The organism is Rhodococcus sp. 27YEA6, assembly GCF_044908235.1.
GTDB classification, from domain to species: Bacteria; Actinomycetota; Actinomycetes; order Mycobacteriales; family Mycobacteriaceae; genus Rhodococcus_F; species Rhodococcus_F qingshengii.
Map to the genome: position 1 here is coordinate 1 of NZ_JBIYCY010000001.1, position 15,063 is coordinate 15,063.

Consider the following 15,063-nt stretch of genomic DNA (forward strand, 5'->3'; position numbering starts at 1 on the left):
ACCACTCACCCACCTGGCCCCCGCCAGCCCCTCCTAAACGGCCCCCCCCCCCGCCCCCCCCCCCCCCCCCCCCGCGCCCCCCCCCCCCCCCCCCCCCCCCCCCACCCCGGGGTCATTTCTGTGACTCCTTGATTGCGTACAGCCGCGCCTCGAGGCCGTCGAGGACACGGTCGAGTGTGTAGCGATAGTGTTCTGCCCGTGTTGCTTCCGCAGCATCCGGTGGACCGGCGAACTTCCCGATCAGTGTCTCCATCGATGAACGAGGATCTGAGGGTCCGTCGTTACTCAGTCGTTCCAGCATTGCGCTGTGATCGGGTGAAGGCTGTCCGCTGGGAATGCGCCTGGCGTCGTTCATGGCGATCAGTGTGATTGTCGAGGTGACGGCGACGGTGTAAGCCTGAGCGGCTTCTTCCCCGAACCCGGCGTCGATCAGCGATGCCAATCCTGCCTCCATGAGTTCCCGGCTGCGCTGGGTGGCAACTCCGTTCATCAGCAGCCACTGCGCCGCGCCTGGACACTCGATCAACGCCTCTCGCATCTGCAAGAGCAGATGTGTCAGCCATCGACGCCAATCTTCCTGTGCGGATGGCACGTTCACGGCCGACACCGCACTGTCGACCACCGCAGCCGAGAGTGCGTCCCGATCTCCGACGAGTCGATAGACGACGGAGAACGACGTATCGAGTTCGCCGAGCAGCTGCCGCAGCGACCAGCCCTCGACTCCGTGCTCGCGACTGAGCCCGAACGCCACGGTCACCACTGCGTCCGCAGTGATCCCGGTGTTGTAACTCCGGCGGCGCTCTGATGTCGCGGCGGACTTCTTGTCAGGTGATGGCGCAGTCATGGTCCGACCGAGCTTAGCGGCGTCGGATCGGTGTGCGTAGTCGACGCAAGCGATTGACGGATGAACTTAGGTGAGGTTTACTTGCCAAATCCGAGCAGTGCTCGGATTTATGCGAACCCCCCGATTTTTCGAAGCTGAAGGACACCATGAAGTTGAAAACGCGACCCGGTTACCTATCGAGGCTGGGTGCTTCGCTGCTGGTCAGTGTCGTCGCCCTGACTGCGGCCGCCTGTAGCTCGAGTGAGGCGGGACCGACGCAACCTGCCGAGGGAACGCGTGTTGTGTCCCATGAATTCGGTGAGACGTCGGTTCCAGGCGACCTCGGGCGAATTGTTTCCCTCGACGAATACGCCGCACTCGGTCTCCTTGCCGTCGGCATCACCCCTGACGTGGTCTTCACGTCGTGGGGATCGGAGATCGGCCAGGACATCTTGGCGTCAGCGGGTACCGAGGTGGTCACGGTGCCGCCGCTCGGTGCACCCCCGATCGAGCAGGTCCTCGCCCAGGATCCCGGACTGGTCATCTTCACGTCGATGGGCGATCGGAGCTACTACGACTCCCTCGCATCGACCGTCCCCACAGTGCCGGTCCCGGCCGTCACCACTCCGTGGCGTGAGAATCTTGCCTTCTTCGGACGCGCTTTTGATCGTCAGTCGGTTGCCGACAAGCTGACCGTCGCCTTGGAGGGCAAGATCGCTGACGTCTCTGCTCGGTCCGGTGGTGAAGCGAACACCGTGTCGGTGCTGATGAGCAGTTCTGGAATCCTTGCCACCACCACCGAGCAGGCGCCGCCGTCGTTGCTGTTGGCGGAGAGCGGCTTCGGGCGTCCGGAATCCCAGCGAGCGAATGCGGCTGGAGGACTGCCGTATGCGCCCCTGTCCGACGAGGCGATCCCGGCGCAGGATGCTCGGATCATAGCCGTGTTCGACGAGGGCGTGTACGAGTTCGGCAAGGTTGCCGGTGTTCCCGGATTCTCGAGTCTTTCAGCGGTGCAGGAGAACCGAGTGGCCAAGGTCAACGGAGACATGTGGCTTGCCACTCATCCCTTCGCCACCTTTTGGATGATCGAGGACATGGATGCCATGGCTGCCGGCAATCTGACCGGCACCGGAACCGAAGCTGTTGCCGCGACGCGCTATCAGGAATTCACGGCGCTGACGGCATGAGTTCGAGTGCGTTGAGTCGGCGCCTGGCTCTGCGATGGGGAGCGGTGACGCTCGGCTCTGCGGCTGTGGGTTCTGCGGCTTTGGGTTCTGTGGCATTGAGTGCGTGCAGCCGTGGTTCGGCGAACGAATCCAGTTCTGAGATTTCACCGTTCGACGACGAAGTTCGTTCTGCCGAACAGGCGAGATTTCATGGCGGGCGCACAGTCGAACGGAATCTGACAGCTGCACCGGCTCGGGTGAGTCTGGGCGCCAGAGAGGTCGACACATGGTCGTACGGTGCGGAAGCAGTTGGCCCGGAGCTTCGAATCTCCAAGGGAGACCGGCTCAACGTTCTTTTGCAGAACGACCTTCCGACGGAGACCTCGGTGCACTGGCACGGCATTGCGATCCGCAACGACATGGACGGCGTCCCGCCGGTCACCCAGGAACGAATCCAACCAGGTGCCGAGTTCACCTACGACTTCGTGGCCCCGGATCACGGAACATATTGGTACCACTCCCATTCAGGATTGCAGGCCGATCGAGGGCTATTCGGTGCACTCGTGGTCGAGGACCCGAGCGACCGGACCGGAGCCGACGAGGACGTCGTCATCGTGATCGACGACTGGCTCGACGGGCTGGGAACAACCCCGGATGCAGTGCTTCGCGCATTGTCACCGGACGTGCAGGGAGGACACCACGGGCACGGCGGAGCTCCACCGGAAGTCGATGATGCAGAGATTGATTCTGCCGCAGAACTTCTCGCCAGCGGTCACGGTAATTCCGAGGCGCTCGGTGGAATGGCAACGCACATCACGTATCCACTGCACCTGATCAACGGACGGCCTGTGGAAGATCCCTTCGTCGTCAGTGCGACGGCCGGAACTCGGCTTCGATTGCGGGTGATCAATGCCGGGGCGGAGACTCCGTACCGTTTCTCGGTCGCCGGGCACGAGATGACCGTTGTCAGTGCTGACGGGCAGGACGTTGCCTACACAGCCGGAGACGAGATTCTGATCGCACCCGCGCAGCGATACGACGTATTGGTGACGGTGCAGTCCGGCTCGTGGCCCATCGCCGCGAAGGTGGAAGGGAAGTCAGGTGGCGTCGCGTGCCTGCTTCGGACGCCGGATTCGGTAGCGGTCGTCGACCTGACTTCGCCTGCAGTGCTGTCAGGTTCCGGCGGTCGGCTCGTTCTGGAATCGGAGCTTCGCCCGTCAGGAGCGCTGGAGCAGAGGGCACCGGATCGTGCGTATTCGGTAAATCTCATTCAGGCCGGCGATCGATACGTCTGGGGAATGGCGGGCGCCGATGCAGGTCGGTTGAGAATGAAGCAGGGCGAGCGAATACGAATCGTCATGAACAACGACACCGACATGTGGCACCCGATGCATACCCATGGGCACACCTTCTCGGTTCCCTCCTACGGCGGGCTTCGCCGAGACACTGTGATCGTACTTCCGCGTACACAAATGGCGATCGACTTCGACGCCGACAATCCAGGACGGTGGATGTTTCACTGTCACAACGCGTACCACTTCGAGGCCGGGATGACTGCCGACCTCCACTACGTTCGATGAGGAGAGCAGAATGTCAGTTCGCACCGGATTGACCACATTGATCGCTGTTGCAGCGGTGTTCACACTGACGTCGTGCGGCAACGATTCGGCGGGATCTACCGAGCAAGCGCCGGTCGAGATCTCGGTGAAAAACCTTGCGTACACACCGAACTCCGTCACCGTGCACACAGGACAGACCGTCACGTGGATTTTCGAGGACCAGGGAATGCCGCACGATGTCGTGTTCGCCGAGTTGGGGATCAAGAGCGATCTCCAAGGAAGCGGAACCTACAGTCAGACCTTCGACAAAGCCGGAACGTTCACCTACACGTGCACACCACATCCGAACATGACCGGCACGATCATCGTCGAAGAGTGAGTGCGGCAATGAAAGTGAACGAGTCCGCAGCCCCGGAAGGCTCGCCTGGACTCGTCGACCGAGACGCTTTGGGCAGGATGATCGCGCCGGTGAGAAATCAACTCCTCCTAGGGGCGGGTCTGTCGGCACTGTCGGTGCCGTTGCGATTCCTGCCCTACGTTGCGGTGGTCGAGATCGCGCGGGTGCTCCTGACCGGCTCGTCGTTGAACCTGGTCTGGATGTGGGCCGCAATCGGTGCAGCGGGCACAATTCTCGGTTTTGTCGTCTACAACGCAGCACTGACCGTCTGTCACACCGCCGACGCGCATTTCAAATACTCGATCCGCTCGCGTATCGCTCGGCATCTGTCCCGAGTTCCTCTGGGGTGGTTTGCAAATGGTGGCACCGGTGAAGTGAAGCAGGCGATGACGGACGACGTGAAGCGGATGCATCTTCTCGTCGCTCACCTTCCCGCCGACGTGGTACCAGCGATCCTGTCGCCGATAGTGGCCCTGATCTATCTGGTGGCGATGGACTGGAAGTTCAGCCTGGTCCTGGTCGGCTACATCGGAGTGTGTCTCGCTCTCGCCGCGCCGTCGATGCGCAGAGCCTATCGAACGAACGTCGACTCCTGGAATCTTGCAATGTCGACATTGACCTCTGCGACAGTAGAACTGGGCGACGGTATCGAGGTTGTCAAGACGTACGGGAGTGGGAGTCGCGCATTCGCGCGCTACTCGAGCGCTGTCGATTCGATGGTTGCGGTGTGCGTGCGATGGATGTCGGGGATGGGAAGGCCGGTGGTCGCGATGTCGATCCTCCTCTCACCGGCGGTACTCATCGTGGTCATCACGGCGACGGGAACTGCAATGTTGTCCGGGGGGTGGATTACCCCGGTAGCTCTTGTTGCCTTTCTGGTCGTCGGAATCGGTGTTCCGTCGTCGGTTCTGCACATGGGAACGATGGCCAACCTCTACCGCGAAGGCCAACTGGGAGCGACTCACGTCGAGAGCATCCTCGGCGAACCAGAACTGGCCGAACCTCAGGATGCAGTGCCTGCTCGCAGCACTTTGGTCGAATTCGACAGCGTCGGCTTCGAATACACCATTGGGCAGCGCGTCCTCGAGAACATCTCCTTCGAGATGCAACCGGGCACCGTGACCGCGATCGTTGGCCCCTCCGGCTCCGGAAAGACCACTTTGGCGCGTCTACTTCCGCGGTTCTGGGACGTCACGGACGGGTCTATTCGACTGGGCGGAAGCGATTTACGAGATCAGTCCAGTCGCGAAGTCTTGAGATCGATGGCCATCGTCTTCCAAGATGTTGTGCTCCTGCGGGACAGCGTGCGCGAGAATATTCGGCTCGGTCGACCGGATGCAACGGATCTGGAAGTGGAGACAGCGGCGAGGCGGGCGCAGATTCACGACGTGATCATGCGACTGCCGGACGGGTACGACACCGAGATCGGTGGTGGTTCGGGCGGTGAGCTGTCGGGTGGGGAGAAGCAACGCCTGACGATCGCCCGCGCCATCCTTCAGAACCCGCCGATCGTCATCCTGGACGAGGCGACTTCGCAGGCCGATCCCCACAGTGAATCGGCCGTTCAACGCGCACTGGGTGAGATCAGTGCGGACGGCGGCACCCTGATGGTGATCGCTCATCGACTGCACACCGTCCGATATGCAGATCAGATACTCGTTCTCGACGCCGGACGGATCGTGGAAAAGGGTACGCACGAACAGTTGTCGGCGCTCGGCGGAACCTACGCGCGGATGTGGGCGCTCCAGAACCCCCTCGTCGAAGACATATCTCCGCGAAAGGCGCTGCAATGATTCGAGACCTGGACGAAATCCTCGGGCGCGGCAATGGGATGCGAGGTCAGATAGCAGGTTTCACGCTCGCTGGGATACTCGAGGGTGTCGTCTTTGCACTGATGATTCCGATCCTGAAAGCGGTGGTTCGCGGCGATTACGACGCCGCAGTGCCGTGGGTTGTCACGGCTGCTCTCGTGGCGGTGGCCTGTGGCGCCGTACGGTGGATCGCCGAGAATCGGGCGTACCGCATCGGAATCGAGGGTTTTGCCGGTGGAATCATGCATCGCCTCGGTGAGCACTTGGTGCAGGTTCCGCTCGGGTGGTTCAGCAAGGCAAACCGTGAAGCGTTCACTCACCTGGTCACCGAGGGCACGGCTATCTTGATGAGCATCCCGGGAATGATCATCGCGCAACTCGTCACCGTCACGGTGACTCCAGCGACAGTGGCGATCGCTGTGTTGTTTGTGGACTGGCGACTGTCTCTCGCGATGGTCGTCTTCGTTCCACTGGGGATTCGGGCTTACCGCAACGTGCAGCGTGCGGTTGTTCCCGAATACGAGGCGATCGGCAAGAGCGAATCCGAGTTGGCATCGCGCGTCGTCGAATATGCACAGGCGCAGCAAGTTCTACGTTCGGCCGGTAAGAGCGGCGAAGGCTGGACTCGGTTGGACGAAGCTCTTGTGTCCAACCGGGACGCACACCTGCAGGAAATCGGATCGGTCGACAAGTATCTGCTGCGCTTCATGATCGTCGTTCAGGTTGCCTTTCTCACCGTCCTGGTTCTGGCGGCACTGCTGGTCACCACCGGGTTCATCGACACAGCAAGCGTGATCGTTGTTCTCGTGTTGGCCGTGAGGTTCGTGGAGCCGATGCAGATGCTCGCAGGATTCGGTGAAGGTATCTCACTGGCCCGGGTGTCGCTCGGATCTGTCCGAGAGATGATCGATGTACCGGTGCTGGCGGAACCTGAGGTGCCGAAAGAGCCTACTTCGTATGATATTCGGTTCGATTCGGTCTCCTTCGGCTACGGCCCGGATCGCGTGATTCGTAACGTGAGCCTCGAATTCCCGGATTGCTCGGTCACTGCTCTGGTCGGTCCTTCCGGTTCCGGAAAGACAACTCTGGTTCGGCTGATCTCCAGATTCTGGGACGTCGACGAAGGTGCGGTATCCATCGGGGGAGCCGATGTTCGCGACATCGGAACGAGAGCATTGATGTCTCGGATATCGACTGTCTCACAGCAGGTTTACCTGTTCGACGGAACCATCCTGGAGAACGTTCGGTTGGCGAGACCGGATGCCACCGAGTCGGAGGTCCGTCAAGCAGTGGTGGATTCCAGGCTAGGCGAAGTGATCGACCGTTTGCCGAGCGGTGAGGAGACCAGGGTAGGTGAAGGCGGATCACTGCTGTCCGGCGGTGAACGTCAGCGGGTCTCGATTGCGCGGGCATTCCTCAAGGACACTCCGATTGTTCTTCTCGACGAAGCGACTTCCGCCCTCGACGGAGAGAACGAAGTCGCCATCACCGAGGCAATTCACCGATTGGCCCGTGGTCGAACGGTGGTGATCATCGCTCATCGCCTGTCGACTATTCAGGGAGCAGATCGCATCGTCTACCTCGAAGACGGTGGGGTGGAGGAGGTCGGCTCCCACGAAGACCTGATCGCGCGAGGTGGGAAGTACTCGGATTTGTGGGCCGAGCGCAGTGGCGCGGAGGGATGGAGGATCGACCGAGCGCCTAAGCGGTGAAGAAACCGTGTGGTTTGATCGACGAATGGACGAAGCCGCTGCAGATCCAGTGAAACCGCCGCGCAAGCGCCGGTGGCCTCGTTGGGTCGCAGGCATTGCGGTGCTCGGAGCGGTTGTCTACGCAGGCTCGATCGTGTGGATTTCCGTGGCGTCGGCCGGCCATACGTCGGACGCCGCCGATGCTCCCGATGCTCCGGTAGTGATCGTGCTGGGCGCGCAGATCAAGAACGGTAAGCCGATGGCTTTCCTGAAAGGGCGGCTGGACGCAGCAGTCGAACTGGTGGAAGCGGGAAAGGCTAAAGCGGTCCTCGTCTCCGGCGACGCGAACGGCGGCTCGGGTGACGAGATCGCGGCGATGACGAACTACCTGTTGGAGCAGGGAATAGATGAGCGTCGCATCGTGGGGGATCCGTACGGCCTCGACACCTATGACACCTGCTTCCGGGCCATACATACGTATGGGGTGACCAGGGCGTTGATCGTCACTCAGGGGTATCACGTGCCCCGCGCTGTGGCGCTGTGCCGAGACGTCGGCATCGACGCAGACGGTGTGAACAGCGATTGCGGGTGCGCAACTCCGACGCTGATCAAGAACGCCGCCCGGGAGTGGGTTCTTGCCAAGCCCAAGGCAGCGCTGGACATGCTGTGGAGTCGGGACGCAAAGGTGACGTCGCCGTCGGAGGACTCGGTCCAGGTGGCGCTGTCGATTCCCTGACGGGGGTGAGTGCGCACGGTTTCTGTCGAGTGAACACACGCTCCGGAGAGTCGGAGCGTGTGTTCACTCGAGGTGAAGGGTGCTCGGTCGAGAGTCAGATCAGTGCTGCGGCGGCGAATGCTCCCAGTGCGATCAATGCCGCGCCGGTGACGCTCTGCACGCGACGGTCCACGACGCACATGATCGAGAGGAATCCCGGCATCGAGCCACCGCGCTTGGTGTGCACGATTGCCGCGAGGCTGGGCATGCAGCGGCCAAGGGATACGACTGTGAACAGCGCCGCCCCGAGAGCCGGTGAACCCGAAGCCATGACGCCGAGTGCCAGGAGGTAGTACGCACTCGAGCGGATGAAGATCAGAAATCCCGGACCGATGATCGCGCCGAAGATCAGCGAGACCTTCCAGGGCGCCATCGTGCGGCGCAGATGGCGCGGAAGCTGTTGGCGCCGCATCGGAGTCGGCATGCTCACCGCGCCCAACTCGTGCAGCCCGTATGCAACCGCGACGACGGCCCAGACGCCCAGCGCCCAGCCGACCGGCACGTACCCGGACATCGCCGCACCGAGAGCGCCGATCAATGCCCCGGTGACGCCTCCCGTCGTGACCGAACCCAGAGCGTGCCAGCCGAGTCGGCGGACGGGAGTCGAGGATCCCTTCCGATCGACTTGCTTCGGCGCGGCAACAACTCCGGCGACGGACATTCCGCAGGTCGACCAGTTCGCGGCCAGCGACGTAACCAGTCCGGCGCCGATAACAGCTGTGGTCAAAGCTGTTGTCGCAGATGGCGTGGCCACGAGTGCGAGGCCGGCACCCGCAGCGGCGCCCGCCGCGACGAGGCTGACACGGGTCGCGGTGCCGACCGATCCTTGAAGGGTCGGCCGGATGTCAGGGACGTCGGTCTGCAGTGGGCCGTGTGAGAGAACAGTAGTCATCAGATCCTCCGAAGTGTTTGTGGTTCAGGAAAAGTGTCGAGCCGAAGTCGCAGCGAAAAGTGATGAGCCAGAGTTCACAGCACTGTGATGACTCCGATCATGTACGGGTGGACGGAGCACGAATATTCGTAGACGCCGACGCTCTCGAACGTGTGCCGGAACGTTCCGTCTCCGGTGATACCGCTGTCGAACAGGCCGGGTGATTCCACGTGATGCAGGAGTCCGCCGTCGTCGAAGCGCCACTCGACGGTGCCGCCGTGCTCCACGGTGACGTCCATCGGACTGAACTGAACATTGCTGATCTCGACCACCACGTCGGGGACGGGATCTTCTGTGCCGCAAGCTGGGACACACGTCGCCGCGACGGCGAGGCCGAAGCCGGCGATCCACCTCCTCACTATTGAACGATCACGGTGCCCACCATCATCGGGTGGGGCGTGCAGTGGTAGGTGAAGGTTCCGGCGTCGTCGAACGTGTACGAGAAGGTTCCCTCGGTGAGCAACTCGCTCTTCAGTTTCCCGTCGAGATCACCGTTGCCGACCACGTCGTGGGGGAGTCCGCTGTCGTCGAACTTCCATTCGACGGTCTGTCCCTTCTCGATGGTGACCGATGCCGGTGTGTACGCCATGTTCTTCACCTCGATCACGACTGCAGGTTCGTCCGACGACGCACCGGCATCACTACTGCAGGCGGTGAGGCTCAGGGCAGCGCACGCGGCCAGGAAAGCGGGAACGAGTTTCTTCATGAGGTGTTCTCTCCATTCTTCGACTTGTCAGCGGACGTAACGCAGATTTGCCGTCATGCCGGCCTCGAAGTGGTAGGCGTTGTGGCAGTGGAACATCCACTCGCCGGGATTGTCGGCGTCGAACTCGATGGCAAGCTCGGTGCCGGGTAGGACGTTGACGGTGTCGCGGCGAAGTCCGCCGTAATCCGGTACCGCAAACGTGTGGCCGTGGGTGTGCATGGGGTGCCACATCGTGGACGCGTTCTTCATCGTGATCCGGACCCGTTCGCCCTGTTTCATGACGAGCTTGCCTGCATCGGCCCCCGCCATTCCCCAGACGTACCGATCGCCGGCCTGGATCAACTCGATGCGGTAGTCGCGATCAGGCGATTTCGTCTCGAGCCGTGCGGATTCCGTGGGCCGGAGTTCGCTTTCGGTGACCAGTCGGCCGGCCAGTTCCGAGAGGTTTCCGCCGACATCCGGGTTCGCCAGCGCCAACGCGTCGGTGCTGCGTAGGACGGTCGACGCATAACCATCTCGGCCCTCGACCTTCGCCACCACCGGCCATGTTCCCGACTTCACCGTCACCAGCACGTCGTAGCGCTGCGCCATTCCGACGATGATGGTGTCGGCGGGAGTTGGTTCCACGTCGTAGCCATCGGTAGCGACAATTGTCATCTCGTGACCGGCCACAGCAAACCGGTACGGAGTTTCGGCGGCTGCGTTGATGATTCGCAGTCGCAGGGTCGAACCGGGCGCTGCAGTCACGACAGCAGGATCGTTGGGTGGCCGCCCGTTGATCAAGTGCAGTGGATACGCGATGTGTTGAGTCATCCCGCCGAGTGGTTCGGAAGAACCGTGTCCGCCGCTCACCAACTGTTGCGCGACGGACATGTCGGCTTCCGAGTGTTCCGCCGGAGTTGTTGCCCCACCGCCGTGTCCGCCGTGCCCGCCCGAAATTGCCGGGTTCAGGGCCATCAGGACGGAATCCGGTGTGGTACCCAATCCGTCGAGCCAGTCGTCGAGCACCAGAACGGCATCGATGTCGGCCCCGGTGATGTCGTTCGGGTTCTCGACGATCAAGGCGCCGAACAGCCCCCGATCGGCTTGTAATCCGCTGTGCGAGTGGTACCAGTACGTTCCCGGATCCGGTGCGATGAAGTTGTACTCGAAACTCGAACCGGCGCCGATGGGAGCCTGCGTGGTGGGTGCCGCGCCATCCATGTCGTTGCGGATTCGAATTCCGTGCCAATGCAGTGTTGTTTCGGCGTCGAGGCCGTTCTGGACGCTGACGTTCACCCGGTCACCGGACTTCAGGCGAAGTTCCGGAGCCACCGCAGCGCCTCCGTACGTCCACGTGTCCACGAGGCGTCCGCCAAGATCTACCGTCGAGAATCCGGCGGCAAGGGCAAACGCAGCGGTGGTCCCGTTCCAGGCTCGCGCCGATTCTGCGGCGGCAACTTCCGGGTCGGTGGGCAGGATGTAGTCGAGATCGGTCGTCGGCGTCGGAGATGCTGCAGTGGAACTGCATCCGGCAATCGTCCCCATTGCGCCGAGCCCGAGTGCTCCGGCGCCGAGTGCTCCCAAACTCAGGAAGCGGCGCCGGCCCATCACCACACCGGATCCGGGACGACTCATCGGAGTACTTCTGGTGTGATCAACCCGCTGACATCCCCGACGTTGCCCGAGACATCGACGGAACTGACCTGCTCGCCGGTGCTCGCGTTGTAACCCACGATCTTCTGCGGAGCGGAGCCTTCGACCTCAGGTCCCGAACCGAGCACGTAGAACGTGGCGCCGTCGACGGAAAAGGTCATGCTCTTGATGTCTGTCAAGCCGAGGTCTGCAAGCGTCAAGCTCTTCACCGGGGCGAAGGTCGTTGCATCGGACAAGTCGATCTTGACCAGTGAGCCTCCCCGAGCAGAGTCCGGATGAATCGCCGTGTCCGTGTACGCGATTGCGAGCCGGGTTGCGTCGGCGTTGATGACGTTCTCCGAGAATCGACCGGAGTCCTGCCCGGCGTTTCCGATCGGCTTGACACCTTCCTGAGGCAGTCCGTTGGAGAAGTCGAAGACGTACACATCGCCGTTCTCACTGACCAGCAAGGCTTTTTGTGCTTCCGAGGCCCACGTGACCTTGCGGGTGGAGACAAAATCCTCGGGTAGGACCTTGCTTCGGGCGGTTTCCTTCGGAACTCCGTCGTCACCGATCGTGACGTGCAGCAGTTCCCGGGTGTCCTCGCAGACGCTGTACAGTTCGTGATCGACCATCCACGTGAACGGACCGCAGCCGACTATCTGGAGTGCACCGGTCGCTTCCTTCTTCTCGAGGTCGACCACCCTGATGCCGTACAAACCGTCGTCCCACGTGACGAAGAACTTACCGTCGGAGGTCACGGCGTTCGAGCCGGGACGTGAATGTACGCGTGCGACGTCCGGAAGCATGACCTCGGCTGGTTCCAGCAGGTTTCCGGAGTAAGTGCTGACCGTGAAATCTGCTGCGCCGCGGGAACCTCGGGGGCGCCACACCTCGGCAGCGAGTACCGCAGGATCCTCGGCGGAATCCCCGACGAATCCGTGAATGACCGGATCCCAGATACCTGGGCCGACGGTGATCCGGCTCTCGGCCACACCGGTTTTCGGATCGATGACGTTGACGCTGAGCTCGAGTTGGCCGAATCCACCTTCGACGCCCAGCAAGCGGTCAGCTGCGATCGGGGTGATCGAACCGACGTGCAACGGCTCGGGAATGGTGTCGCCGATTTCCTGGTCGTCGTGACCGAGGGAGATCCCCTCGCCCGGAGCAGTAAACGGAACTGTCGGATAGGTGACATCACCTGCGCTGGAAGGTTCGTCGTTGTCGGACGAACTGCAACCGGCCAGCGCGAGTACGACGGTGAGTGGGATGACGGCAACGGCGGGGCGCGCCAGTTTTCGGGTTCGCGAACTGCTCATGATCCGGCACCGACCTTGGGGCGCTCGGCCGGTCGAGTCTGGCAGTCCTCACCGATGATGGGCGCCATCGTGCAGGTGTATGCCTGAGACTCGTCGGAGACACACCAGATGATTTCCTGGTCGTAGCTTCCGGAGACCGGGTTGTACATCACGGCCTGCATGTCCGGTTCGCCGCAGAATGCGTTGGAACACGAAGGTGCACCGCAGCAGTCGTAGTAGGCGATCAGATAGGTCTTGCCGGTATCAGGGTTGGTGCAGCATCCGACCCAGAACTCTGCGCCGGGCTTGCTGCCGGGGGCGCAGGTGGTGACACCGCCGCCGTTGCATGCGGCACAGGACGTTCCGTCCATGTTGCACCAGCGCCAGTACTCGCACTCGGCCGGATCTTTACCGTCGTAGACAGGGACAAGAGGTTCGGGGCCAGGTGCCGGCGCAGGAACCTCGGGCTCTTGGGCGAAGGCACTACGTGTCACAGGAAGTGTGCTGATCAGTGCCACTCCTGACACACCCATGGTCCACTTGCCGATCCGGCTGATCATGGACCGCCGCGAAACGCGTTCGGAGAGTTTGCGTCCGGTTCGACTGGTGAGCGAACCGCCCTGGCCCGCCATCCATTCGGCCTGGGCCTGAACTGTCGCCTCGTCGACGGGATATCGATTCTCCGTCATGTTGTGCTGCGGGAATTCATTGTCGTCCAACGATTTTCTCCTGATTCGTGAAGAGGATCGAACTGTGCAGGAAGATCAGGCCGCGCTGCCGGATTTCGCCTGGGCATGAAGGTGCTGGAGTGAGGGGGTGCCGGATTCGAGCGCATTGAGCAGGCTTTCCACCTGAGCCATGTGATTGCACAGGCCCTTTCCTCGGATCTTGCCGTGCTCGTCGAGAATCACGCCGTACGGAGTGGTGCCCACTTGGTACGCGATACCGACGTCTCGAGCGTCGATGTAACTGAGCTCGGAACCGATCCCGCTGCCGGCCAGGAACTCGCGATGCTCTTCGGGTGTTCCGTCCGAGATGATGATCACGTCGAGATCCGATTCGGCTCGGGCCATTGCCCTTACGCCGGGAAGAAGGCTCTTGCACGTCGAGCAACTCGGTGCTGTGAACAGCAGGAGTTGAGGTTTGTCGCGGTGACCACCGACTCCGACGGTCCGTCCTTCCTGATCGATGAGACCGGCAAACGACGGGCCGGCCTGTTCGACCTTGGGGCCGGTATCCATCATCCGGGCACCGAGAGGTCCGAGACGTACTTGTACGCGGCCGATTTCACGAGCCAGAGCAAGAACCATCAAGAACAGTACGGCTACGGCGATCACCAGGATCACTGTCGCGACAAGGAGGAAAGTGGTCATCGTGGTAGTCCTGCCTTCGAGTTTTCAGTGGTGGGGATGTGAGTTCACGAGCCGTACCGGGACGCGGTTTCGGCGGTTCGGAGGCGGGTGGAGGCGCTCGACAGATAGTCGTCGACTGGGCGTCGTCCGAGGTGGACCACCGAACGAATCTGTGCGAGAGCAACTCCAGCCAGGACGAGGAAGAATCCGAAGGTCGCCGCCACGACCTGGACGCCGATCTCAGCCTGTCCGGCGGTGACCGACAGTGCCACAGCGATCACCGCGAGTGTTCCGGCGCGAACGGCGTGGAACCATCCGATACGCGGAATCTCGCCGACTCCGAATGCAAAACATCCGCAGTCCAGATCGCGTCGCCCACGCAGGAGGTTGATCGTGAGGCCCGTGAAGAACGACGCGAACATGACGGCAGCAACCAAGGCGGCGAGGCGATGGGCCACGCCGAGAACCAGAAGGATGCCTACGACGGTTTCCGCGACGGGAAGGATGCGAGCGAGCGGTACTTCGAGTCGCACCGGCAACACTTTGTATCCGCGCACCGAACGAAGGACCCCGTCGTGGTCGTTCAGCTTGGGAATGCCGGCGAGCAGGAGAACAAATCCGATGATCGCCGAAGTGGTGGCGCTGACCAAGTCCATGCTTCCTCCGTTCCTCTCGGGTAGTGCCGGTGGTGTGTGGGACACATCCTGTACGGGCGATGCTGCGAACCCGCGTCGACCGCGCTACGCCTGGACGAGGTGCAACTGAGAGAGCAGTTGTCGTGTGAGAATCGGAGAACTTGCAGGTCAAGGTGCTGCCGGAGGGGACGGATACCGTCGGCCGCCCTTGATCCGGCATGACGCTGGGTGGGAAACAGAGTCGGATTCTCACTTGAAAGTTCTGTGCGCGCCATCGTGGAAACTGCGCGGAAACATAAGCGGAC

15 protein-coding genes are annotated in these 15,063 nt (G+C 62.0%); 6 read left to right on the top strand and 9 right to left on the bottom strand.

Going from position 1 to position 15,063, the window contains the following annotated elements:
- Window positions 1–112: 112 nt before the first annotated feature.
- Window positions 113–844 carry a TetR/AcrR family transcriptional regulator gene (locus ABH939_RS00005; RefSeq protein WP_234551219.1) on the bottom strand — a complete coding sequence of 244 codons (732 nt, stop codon included), beginning with the start codon at window positions 842–844 and terminating at the stop codon, window positions 113–115.
- A 146-nt stretch (window positions 845–990) separates the two neighbouring features.
- Between ABH939_RS00005 and ABH939_RS00010 the strand changes: the two genes are divergently transcribed.
- Genes ABH939_RS00010 through ABH939_RS00035 form a run of 6 tightly spaced genes read left to right on the top strand, consistent with a single transcriptional unit; the run spans window position 991 to window position 8,183 of the window.
- Entirely contained in the window at window positions 991–2,010 is a 1,020-nt protein-coding gene (locus ABH939_RS00010) for an ABC transporter substrate-binding protein (RefSeq protein WP_234551220.1), read from the top strand.
- A complete protein-coding gene (locus ABH939_RS00015) occupies window positions 2,007–3,569 on the top strand; it encodes a multicopper oxidase family protein (protein WP_404649154.1) in 1,563 nt (520 codons plus the stop codon). Before ABH939_RS00010 ends, ABH939_RS00015 begins: the two co-directional genes overlap by 4 nt.
- 10 nt (window positions 3,570–3,579) lie before the next feature.
- The gene (locus ABH939_RS00020) at window positions 3,580–3,927 is read left to right on the top strand and encodes a cupredoxin domain-containing protein (protein ID WP_234551222.1); all 348 of its coding nucleotides are present in this window, start codon (window positions 3,580–3,582) and stop codon (window positions 3,925–3,927) included.
- Complete coding sequence (locus tag ABH939_RS00025; protein ID WP_404649155.1) at window positions 3,924–5,738, top strand: ABC transporter ATP-binding protein; 1,815 nt, start codon at window positions 3,924–3,926, stop codon at window positions 5,736–5,738. The genes ABH939_RS00020 and ABH939_RS00025 overlap by 4 nt, the downstream gene beginning before the upstream one ends.
- Window positions 5,735–7,468, top strand: a complete 1,734-nt coding sequence (locus ABH939_RS00030) for an ABC transporter ATP-binding protein (RefSeq protein ID WP_404649156.1) — start codon at window positions 5,735–5,737, stop codon at window positions 7,466–7,468. The genes ABH939_RS00025 and ABH939_RS00030 overlap by 4 nt, the downstream gene beginning before the upstream one ends.
- 25 nt (window positions 7,469–7,493) lie before the next feature.
- Window positions 7,494–8,183, top strand: a complete 690-nt coding sequence (locus tag ABH939_RS00035; RefSeq protein ID WP_404649157.1) for a vancomycin high temperature exclusion protein — start codon at window positions 7,494–7,496, stop codon at window positions 8,181–8,183.
- Window positions 8,184–8,277: 94 nt separating this feature from the next.
- On the opposite strand, the gene ABH939_RS00040 is transcribed toward ABH939_RS00035, so the two are convergent.
- The 8 genes from ABH939_RS00040 to ABH939_RS00075 all read right to left on the bottom strand — a co-directional run bounded on the left by ABH939_RS00040 (window position 8,278) and on the right by ABH939_RS00075 (window position 14,779).
- On the bottom strand, window positions 8,278–9,114 hold the full coding sequence (locus tag ABH939_RS00040; protein WP_063315619.1) for a hypothetical protein: 837 nt from the start codon (window positions 9,112–9,114) through the stop codon (window positions 8,278–8,280).
- Between the two features lie 74 nt (window positions 9,115–9,188).
- Window positions 9,189–9,512, bottom strand: a complete 324-nt coding sequence (locus tag ABH939_RS00045) for a cupredoxin domain-containing protein (RefSeq protein ID WP_080712742.1) — start codon at window positions 9,510–9,512, stop codon at window positions 9,189–9,191.
- The gene (locus tag ABH939_RS00050; protein ID WP_003940240.1) at window positions 9,512–9,859 is read right to left on the bottom strand and encodes a plastocyanin/azurin family copper-binding protein; all 348 of its coding nucleotides are present in this window, start codon (window positions 9,857–9,859) and stop codon (window positions 9,512–9,514) included. The genes ABH939_RS00045 and ABH939_RS00050 overlap by 1 nt, the downstream gene beginning before the upstream one ends.
- 27 nt (window positions 9,860–9,886) lie before the next feature.
- Complete coding sequence (locus ABH939_RS00055; protein WP_047271941.1) at window positions 9,887–11,476, bottom strand: multicopper oxidase family protein; 1,590 nt, start codon at window positions 11,474–11,476, stop codon at window positions 9,887–9,889.
- Window positions 11,473–12,792, bottom strand: coding sequence for a hypothetical protein (locus tag ABH939_RS00060; RefSeq protein ID WP_042447108.1), 1,320 nt, complete (start codon window positions 12,790–12,792; stop codon window positions 11,473–11,475). The genes ABH939_RS00055 and ABH939_RS00060 overlap by 4 nt, the downstream gene beginning before the upstream one ends.
- The gene (locus ABH939_RS00065; protein WP_029256402.1) at window positions 12,789–13,460 is read right to left on the bottom strand and encodes a methylamine dehydrogenase light chain; all 672 of its coding nucleotides are present in this window, start codon (window positions 13,458–13,460) and stop codon (window positions 12,789–12,791) included. The genes ABH939_RS00060 and ABH939_RS00065 overlap by 4 nt, the downstream gene beginning before the upstream one ends.
- Window positions 13,461–13,535: 75 nt before the next feature.
- Entirely contained in the window at window positions 13,536–14,144 is a 609-nt protein-coding gene (locus ABH939_RS00070; protein ID WP_019745575.1) for a redoxin domain-containing protein, read from the bottom strand.
- Window positions 14,145–14,188: 44 nt separating this feature from the next.
- On the bottom strand, window positions 14,189–14,779 hold the full coding sequence (locus ABH939_RS00075) for a MauE/DoxX family redox-associated membrane protein (RefSeq protein WP_404649158.1): 591 nt from the start codon (window positions 14,777–14,779) through the stop codon (window positions 14,189–14,191).
- Window positions 14,780–15,063 lie beyond the last annotated feature (284 nt).

Excerpts from the sequence above, each read along its gene's own strand:
- ABH939_RS00030 (WP_404649156.1), top strand. The coding sequence starts at position 5,735 with ATGATTCGAGACCTGGACGAAATCCTCGGGCGCGGCAATGGGATGCGA.
- ABH939_RS00040 (WP_063315619.1), bottom strand. The coding sequence starts at position 9,114 with ATGACTACTGTTCTCTCACACGGCCCACTGCAGACCGACGTCCCTGAC.
- ABH939_RS00070 (WP_019745575.1), bottom strand. The coding sequence starts at position 14,144 with ATGACCACTTTCCTCCTTGTCGCGACAGTGATCCTGGTGATCGCCGTA.
- ABH939_RS00005 (WP_234551219.1), bottom strand. The coding sequence starts at position 844 with ATGACTGCGCCATCACCTGACAAGAAGTCCGCCGCGACATCAGAGCGC.
- ABH939_RS00055 (WP_047271941.1), bottom strand. The coding sequence starts at position 11,476 with ATGAGTCGTCCCGGATCCGGTGTGGTGATGGGCCGGCGCCGCTTCCTG.
- ABH939_RS00035 (WP_404649157.1), top strand. The coding sequence starts at position 7,494 with ATGGACGAAGCCGCTGCAGATCCAGTGAAACCGCCGCGCAAGCGCCGG.
- ABH939_RS00015 (WP_404649154.1), top strand. The coding sequence starts at position 2,007 with ATGAGTTCGAGTGCGTTGAGTCGGCGCCTGGCTCTGCGATGGGGAGCG.
- ABH939_RS00020 (WP_234551222.1), top strand. The coding sequence starts at position 3,580 with ATGTCAGTTCGCACCGGATTGACCACATTGATCGCTGTTGCAGCGGTG.
- ABH939_RS00075 (WP_404649158.1), bottom strand. The coding sequence starts at position 14,779 with ATGGACTTGGTCAGCGCCACCACTTCGGCGATCATCGGATTTGTTCTC.
- ABH939_RS00065 (WP_029256402.1), bottom strand. The coding sequence starts at position 13,460 with ATGACGGAGAATCGATATCCCGTCGACGAGGCGACAGTTCAGGCCCAG.
- ABH939_RS00060 (WP_042447108.1), bottom strand. The coding sequence starts at position 12,792 with ATGAGCAGTTCGCGAACCCGAAAACTGGCGCGCCCCGCCGTTGCCGTC.
- ABH939_RS00050 (WP_003940240.1), bottom strand. The coding sequence starts at position 9,859 with ATGAAGAAACTCGTTCCCGCTTTCCTGGCCGCGTGCGCTGCCCTGAGC.
- ABH939_RS00010 (WP_234551220.1), top strand. The coding sequence starts at position 991 with ATGAAGTTGAAAACGCGACCCGGTTACCTATCGAGGCTGGGTGCTTCG.